Annotated in this window: 6 protein-coding genes; 4 read left to right on the plus strand and 2 right to left on the minus strand. The window is 67.9% G+C overall.

Annotation, left to right across the window (positions count from 1 at the left end; translation table 11 throughout):
• The first annotated feature begins 61 nt into the window (after positions 1–61).
• The gene (locus AB4Y86_RS08105; RefSeq protein ID WP_441401725.1) at positions 62–1,477 is read left to right on the plus strand and encodes a LysM peptidoglycan-binding domain-containing protein; all 1,416 of its coding nucleotides are present in this window, start codon (positions 62–64) and stop codon (positions 1,475–1,477) included.
• 99 nt (positions 1,478–1,576) lie between these two features.
• The gene (locus AB4Y86_RS08110; protein WP_441401727.1) at positions 1,577–3,712 is read left to right on the plus strand and encodes a protein kinase domain-containing protein; all 2,136 of its coding nucleotides are present in this window, start codon (positions 1,577–1,579) and stop codon (positions 3,710–3,712) included.
• Between the two features lie 90 nt (positions 3,713–3,802).
• Here the strand turns inward: AB4Y86_RS08110 and AB4Y86_RS08115 are convergent, their stop codons facing one another.
• Both AB4Y86_RS08115 and AB4Y86_RS08120 read right to left on the minus strand, forming a co-directional pair.
• Positions 3,803–5,221 carry a class II 3-deoxy-7-phosphoheptulonate synthase gene (locus AB4Y86_RS08115; protein WP_441401735.1) on the minus strand — a complete coding sequence of 473 codons (1,419 nt, stop codon included), beginning with the start codon at positions 5,219–5,221 and terminating at the stop codon, positions 3,803–3,805.
• A gap of 128 nt (positions 5,222–5,349) precedes the next feature.
• Positions 5,350–6,093: a lysophospholipid acyltransferase family protein gene (locus tag AB4Y86_RS08120; protein WP_441401729.1), complete on the minus strand. Its 744-nt coding sequence runs from the start codon at positions 6,091–6,093 to the stop codon at positions 5,350–5,352.
• A gap of 110 nt (positions 6,094–6,203) precedes the next feature.
• On the opposite strand from AB4Y86_RS08120, the gene AB4Y86_RS08125 reads away from it, so the two are divergent.
• Both AB4Y86_RS08125 and AB4Y86_RS08130 read left to right on the plus strand, forming a co-directional pair.
• Complete coding sequence (locus AB4Y86_RS08125) at positions 6,204–7,067, plus strand: alpha/beta hydrolase (protein WP_441401731.1); 864 nt, start codon at positions 6,204–6,206, stop codon at positions 7,065–7,067.
• Positions 7,064–7,279: alpha/beta hydrolase (locus tag AB4Y86_RS08130; RefSeq protein WP_441401733.1), on the plus strand; the 216-nt coding region annotated here is incomplete at its 3' end. The genes AB4Y86_RS08125 and AB4Y86_RS08130, both read left to right, overlap by 4 nt.

A 7,279-nucleotide genomic window follows, 5' to 3' on the forward strand; every position in this document is an offset into this window, starting at 1 on the left:
GGTAACACCAGTAATACCGGCCTGACCTGCAGCGTTCGCCGCTGAGAAGAGGATCTTTCCCATGACGACGTCTCGTACGCCGAAGTCCCACACGAGGCCCGGCCTCCCGCTGATCGCGGCGACGACGGCGGCCCTGCCCGCCGTCGTGCTTTCTTCTCTGGCGATCGCACAACCGGCCTTGGCCGAACCGCAACCGCGCGCGATCCCGGCGACACTCGCCGCCGCCATGCAAGCCCAGGCCCAAGGGCTGACCGCCAAGTCGCTGCCTGCGCTGATTCCGGCCGCGTCCGTCCCGGCCACCATCCCGGCCGCGTTCCAGCCCGCGCAGGTGTCCGCCCCGGCGGAGTACACGATTGCCCGCGGTGACACCGTCAGCGCGATCGCCGGCAGGTTCGGCCTGGACACCTATGCGGTGCTCAAGCTGAACAACCTGCAGGCCAACACCGTGATCTACCCCGGCCAGACGATCAAGCTCACCGGCGCGGCGAGCCCGGCGGCACCTGCGGCGCCCTCGGCTCCCGCTCCCGCGGCCCCGGCCGGCGGACAGGTCTACACCGTGAAATCCGGCGATACCCTGAGCGGCATCGCGGCCCGCCACGGCGTGAGACTCTCTGAGGTCTTCGATTGGAACGGGCTCAACATGCGTTCCGTGATCTACCCGGGACAGCAGGTCAAGGTCGGCGCCGGCGCGGCCGCACCTGCCGCTCCGGCTCCGGCGGCACCCGCTCTCGCCGCCCCGACGCCCGCCCCGGCGGCCCCCGCTCCCGCGGCACCGGCCAGCTCCGGGTCCTACACCATCAAGGCCGGCGACACCCTGTCGGGCATCGCCGCCCGGCACAGCGTCAAGCTCTCGGACATCCTGTCCGCGAACCAGCTGACCATGAGCAGCATCATCTACCCGGGCAACAAGCTGGTCATTCCCGGCGCCGGCACCATTGCCCCGGCTTCCAGCCAGCCGGCCCCTACCCAGCCGGCCGCCACCGTGACGCCGCTGGTGCCCAGCACGTTCCTTGGGTTCAGCTACCCGGAAGCGGTCGTCAACTCGGCCAACCAGAACAAGGCACTGCTCAACGCCGCGCCGGTTCCCAGCACCGAACAGATGAAGCAGATCGTGGCCGACACGGCGCGCCGCATGGGCGTGGATCCCTCCTTGGCCCTCGCCTTCGCCTTCCAGGAATCCAGCTTCAACCAGCGCTCGGTGTCCCCCGCCAACGCCATTGGCGCCATGCAGGTGATCCCGTCCTCGGGCCAGTGGGCTTCGGACCTGGTGGGCCGGAAGTTGAACCTGCTGGACCCGTATGACAACGCCACCGCCGGCGTCGCCATCATCCGCCAGCTGGTCCGCACCAGCAAGGACCTGGACAACGCGATCGCGGGCTACTACCAGGGCCAGTATTCGGTGAGCACCAGGGGCATGTTCGACGATACGAAGATCTACGTGGCCTCGATCAAGAAGTTGCAGCAGAGCTTCAGCTGACCGCCAGCATCGCGCGGAGCTGAGCACTCCGCCGCGTAACGATACGGGTCCGGATTGCATGTCAATCCGGGCCCGTTTCCGTGCAGAGCTTAGGATCAAATGGTGCAGGAATACACATCGGACGCTCTCGTCGGGACCCTGGTGGACAACCGGTACCTGATTCAATCCAAGCTGGCCCGTGGCGGGATGTCGACCGTCTATCTCGCCACCGACCRCCGGCTTGAGCGGGACGTGGCGCTCAAGGTCCTGCATCCGCACATGGCCGGCGACCCGCAGTTCCTGGACCGGCTGGGCCGCGAAGCCAAAGCAGCGGCGAGGTTGTCGCACCCGCACGTCGTGGGCGTTTTGGACCAGGGTGAGGACGGTCCGTTGGCGTACCTGGTGATGGAGTACATCAAGGGCCACACGCTGCGGGACGTGCTCAGGGAAAAGGGCGCCCTCACCCCGCGGCTGGCCCTGGCCCTGATCGACCCTGTCGTGGAAGGCCTCGGCGCGGCGCACGCAGCCGGCCTCATCCACCGCGACGTCAAGCCCGAAAACGTGCTGATCGCCGACGATGGCCGGATCAAGATCGGCGATTTCGGCCTGGCCCGCGCTATCACGACGACGACGAGCACCGGGGCGCTGATCGGTACGGTCGCCTACCTCTCACCAGAACTCGTGATGGGCCGGCAGGCCGACGCCCGCAGCGATATCTATTCCCTCGGGATCATGCTTTACGAGATGCTCACCGGACAGCAGCCGTTCGACGGCGAAGTCCCCATCCAGGTCGCCTACCAGCACGTGAACTCCACCGTCGGTGCGCCTTCCGCGCTGGTCCCGGGACTGGCCGCCGAGCTCGACGAACTGGTTCAGTGGTGCACCGCCAACGACCCCGACAAGCGCCCGGTGGACGGCAATGCGCTGCTTTCCGAGCTCCGCCACATCCGCACCAACCTCAGCGACGCGGAACTGGAACTCCGTCCGCCCGCGGCCGCAGCCGCGGTCACCATGCCGGGAATCGCAGCGACCGCGGCAGCCGGTGCGGGCGCGCCCGGTGAAGCCCACACCGAAATGCTTGGCGGCATCCAGCGGCCCACCGAGGTCATCAGCCGGGCCAGCAATCCGACCACCGTCCTCTCCGGCACGCCGCGGCAAGGTCCGCCGCGGCAAGGTCCGCCGCGGCAAGGTGCGTACGGACCGCTCGCCACCCCGGAGGAACGCGAGTTCGGCGCCGATGCGGAAGGCGGCCGGGAGGCGCCAACGGTCCCGGCCAGCAAGCGGGCCCAGCGCAAACAGGGCCGTGACGAGGAGAAGGCCCGTCAGCGGGCGGCGGCAACGCCCAGCCGCAGCCTGCGTGCGGGCAACCCGCGGCGCCGCGGCCTGGTCTGGATCCTGGTGCTGGTCATTGTCGCGTTGCTGGCAGCAGGTGCCGGCTGGTTCTTCGGCATGGGCCCGGGGTCGCCGGGGACCATTCCGCAACTGGCCAACAAGACCGTCGCCGAGGCACAACAGCTGCTCCGCACGGCCGGTTTCCAGTCGACCACCCGGGACGTCTTCGATGACAACGTGTCGCCGGGGCTGGTGGTCGGCTCTGAGCCTCCGGCCGGGAAGGTCATCCGCAGATTTGAGCCCGTCTCCCTCGCCGTCTCAAAGGGGCCGGAGCTGTTCCCGCTGCCCGCGCTGACGGGCAAGTCGCTCGATGACGCCAAGACCGCCCTCAACGGCGCCGGGATGGCCCTGGGGCCGGTCACCGAGAGCTACGACGACGCCGCGGCTGCGGGAACCGTGCTGGCCCAGGCCCCGGGCAAAGACACTCCCGCCAGACACGGGACGCCCGTCGGGCTGACGGTCTCGAAGGGCCCGCAGCCGCTTCCGGTGCCGGATGTGCGAGGCAAGGATCAGGGTGAGGCCGTCAAAGCCATCGAAGCCGCCGGCTTGAAAGCCGCGATCGCACCCGAGACCGTCTTTGACAAGAAGGTGCCTAAGGGTGCCGTGGTATCGCAGGATCCGGCGTCCGGCACCCTCACCAAGGGCGGCGCGGTGACCCTGACCATCTCCAAGGGTCCCAAACTTGTTGACGTGCCCAGCTTCATCGGCAAGCAGGTCGACGAGGCGCGCGAAGCCCTTGAACAGCTGGGCTTCGAAGTCCGGGTGAACAACATCCTGGGCGGCTTCTTCGGCACCGTCCGGGACCAGGAACCTGTGAACAAGAAAGTTCCCGAGGGCTCCGTTGTCACGCTGACCGTGGTCTGACAACCGTCAGGCGGCCACTTACACAAAACAGCTCCGCCCCCGGCCTKATCAGGCCGGGGGCGGAGCTGTTTGCCGCGACGGAACCGCCGTTTAGCGCTTGGAGAGGGATCCCGCGACCAGGAACGCCATTTCCAGGGACTGCATGTGGTTCAACCGGGGATCGCAGACTGACTCGTACCGGTCCAGGAACGCGTCCTGGTCGACCGGGTCGGCCCCGCCGAGGCATTCGGCCACATCGTCGCCAGTCATTTCCACGTGCAGGCCGCCGGGGACTGTGCCGAGGCCGTGGTGGACTTCGAAGAAGCCGCGCACTTCGTCGATGACGTCGTCGAAGTTTCGGGTCTTGTAGCCGTTCGGCGAGGTCACGGTGTTGCCGTGCATCGGATCCGTGACCCAGAGGACCTGCGCGCCCGAAGCGGTGACCCGCTCAACGATGGGCGGCAGCTTCTCCCGGATGTTGCCCGCGCCCATCCGGGTAATGAACGTCAGGCGGCCCGGTTCCCGGTTCGGGTCCAGCTTGTCGATCAACCGAAGCGCGTCATCGCCGGTGGTGGCCGGGCCGAGCTTCACACCGATCGGGTTGCGCACGCGGGAAAGGAAATCGACATGCGCGTGGTCAAGTTCGCGGGTGCGTTCCCCGATCCAGAGGAAGTGCGCCGAGGTGTCGTAGGGCAGCCCGGTGCGCGAATCGATGCGGGTCAGGGCGCGCTCGTAGTCGAGCAGCAGGGCCTCGTGGCTCGCGTAGAACTCCACCCGCTTGAGCGCCTCGAAGTCAGCCCCGCACGAAGCCATGAATTTGATGGCGCGGTCGATGTCGCGGGCCAGCGACTCGTAGCGCGCGTGCGCCGGGTTCTCGGTGAAGCCCTTGTTCCACTGGTGCACGAGCCGCAGGTCGGCGAAGCCCCCCTGGGTAAAGGCGCGGATCAGGTTCAAGGTCGACGCCGAGGTGTGGTAGGCCTTGAGCATCCGCCCGGCGTCGTGGGCGCGCGATTCGGGTGTGAACTCATAGCCGTTGACAATGTCGCCGCGGTAGGCCGGCAGGGTGACGCCTTCGCGCGTTTCATCGTTGGAGGAGCGCGGCTTGGCGAACTGGCCCGCCATCCGGCCCATCTTGATCACGGGCATCGCCGCGCCGTAGGTGAGCACGACGGCCATCTGCAGGATGGTCTTGACCCGGGCGCTGATCTTGTCCGCCGTGGCGGCTTCGAAGGTTTCCGCACAATCCCCGCCCTGGAGCAGGAACGCCTTGCCCTGGGCCGCCGCGGCGAGCCGTTCGCGCAGGATGTCCACCTCGCCGGCGAAGACCAGCGGCGGCAAAACGGACAGTTCCTTAACCGAGGCCTCAAAGACGGCCGGGTCGGACCAGCTGGGCTGCTGCGAGGCGGGCAATTCCCGCCAGTCGTCCAGTCCCGGATAGTTGGCGGCGCCGCTCTGGGCAGTGCTCGCTAACGACGTGCTCGCTAACGACGTGCTCGCTAACGACGTGCCGGCGAAAGGCGTGCCGGTCAGGGCGGAACCCGCAGGCGAGGAGTTGTTGACGGGGGACGTCGAAGGCGCAGATAGCTCAGTCACCCTCTAAGGATAGTTGCCGCCGCACCGAACGGGGGTGCCCGGCGTCATTGACTGAACGCCCTCCGTCACACTGATCCGGGAGCGTCCGGGCCGGTGCTCCCGGCGCCGGCCTCCGGCAGTCCGGTGGCCTTCCCGGCCAACCGGAGTTTGACGACGGCGGCGTACTCGTCGACGTATTCCTGGCCTGAGAGCCGCATCAGTTCGTACATGATCTCGTCCGTCACGGAGCGTTGGATCAGCCGGTCGTCCTCCATGCCGTAGTAGCGGCTGAAGTCCATCGGCTCGCCGAAAATCATTCCGATCCGGCGGATGTTCGGCACCCGCTTGCCGATCGGCTGGACCTTGTCCGTACCGATCATCGCGACCGGGATCACTGGAACGCGGGCCTGCAGGGCGAGCCGCGCCACGCCCACCTTTCCGCGGTACAGGCGGGCGTCAGGGCTGCGGGTGCCCTCGGGGTAGATGCCCAGGAGCGAGCCGTTTTTCAGCACATCCATGCCCGCGTTAAGGGAGAGCGCGGACGCCGCTCCCCCGGACCGGTCCATCGGCAGCTGGTTGGTGAGGCGGAAGAAGGCAGCCGTCAGTTTGCCCTTGATTCCCTTGCCCGTGAAGTACTCGGACTTGGCCAGGAACACCACCGGCCGGGGCACCATAAGCGGCATGAAGATGGAATCGGAGAAGGACAGGTGGTTGGAGGCCAGGATTGCCGCGCCTTCGGCCGGGACGTTGTCCAGCCCCTTGACCCACGGGCGGAACAGCGACTTCAACACCGGCCCAAGGACGAAGGTCTTCATGAACCAATAAAACACGCGATGTACCCCTCCGGCAGGCGTCTGGCCGGCCCTGGGTCGRCCCGGCCAGGACTTCAATGACACCCTACTCTAGTGAGTTTTGCCACGAACAGTGACACGATGGGCACATGAGCGAAAGCAGCACTCCGATGGCCCCTGCCGCTTTCAGCTACCCCGGGCATGGGACCAACGCCGGCATCGGCGTGGCCATCTGCCACGGYTTCACGGGAAGCCCCCTGTCGGTTCTGCCTTGGGCCGAGCATCTGGCGTCGCTGGGCCATGCGGTGTCCGTTCCGTTGCTGCCCGGACACGGCACCGACTGGCGCGACCTCGCCCGGCACAGCTGGCAGGACTGGTACGGCGCGTTCGAAGCCGCGTACCTGGACCTCGCGGCCAGGACCCGCACCTGCTTCGTGGCCGGGCTGTCCATGGGCGGAGCCATCGCCCTCCGCACCGCGGCCCGGCAGCGGGTGGCCGGCGTCGCCGTCGTCAATCCCGGCCTCAGCTTCTACGACCGCCGGGTGCGGTACATCGGGGTACTCAAGCACCTGCAGCGCACCACCGTGCCGCTCCGGGAGGCCGAGTCGACGGCGGCGCCCACGCAGGACGGTGACTACTCGCTGACCCCGCTGCACGCCGTGCATCAGTTGCGCAAGCTGTTCACCGCGACCCTGCGCGAACTGCCCGCCGTCGAGGCGCCCACCCTCGTGTTCAAGTCAGACACCGACGCCGTGGTGCCGCCCTCCTCGCTGGACCTGCTGCGCAAGCGCCTCGGATCGCGGGAGCTGTCAGTGGTGCGCCTGCCCGAGAGCGGACACGTTGCCACCCTGGACGTCGACGCACCGCTGATCTTCGCGGAGTCCGACCGCTTTTTCCGCGAGCACACGGCCGCATCCGGCGTCCAGTCCCATGTCCAATCCCCTGTCCAGTCCCCAGTCGAACCCAGAGTCCCTGCCGGCCCCGCGCAGGCAGCTAGCACGGAGCGCCCATGAGCACAGCACCGGACCACTCACCATTCAGCAGCCCGTTTACCGGCGCCGGTCCCCGGACCGGCGTCGTGGTCTCCCATGGATTCACCGGCAGCCCGCACGGCGTCCGGGAATGGGCCGAGTCCCTCGCCGCCGCCGGATACGCCGTGCGGATGCCGCTGCTGCCCGGGCACGGCACCAGCTGGCAGGAACTGGCCCGGACACGGTGGCAGGAG

It is taken from the genome of Arthrobacter sp. 2YAF22_2, from assembly GCF_052114645.1.
In the GTDB taxonomy this organism is placed as follows: Bacteria; Actinomycetota; Actinomycetes; order Actinomycetales; family Micrococcaceae; genus Arthrobacter.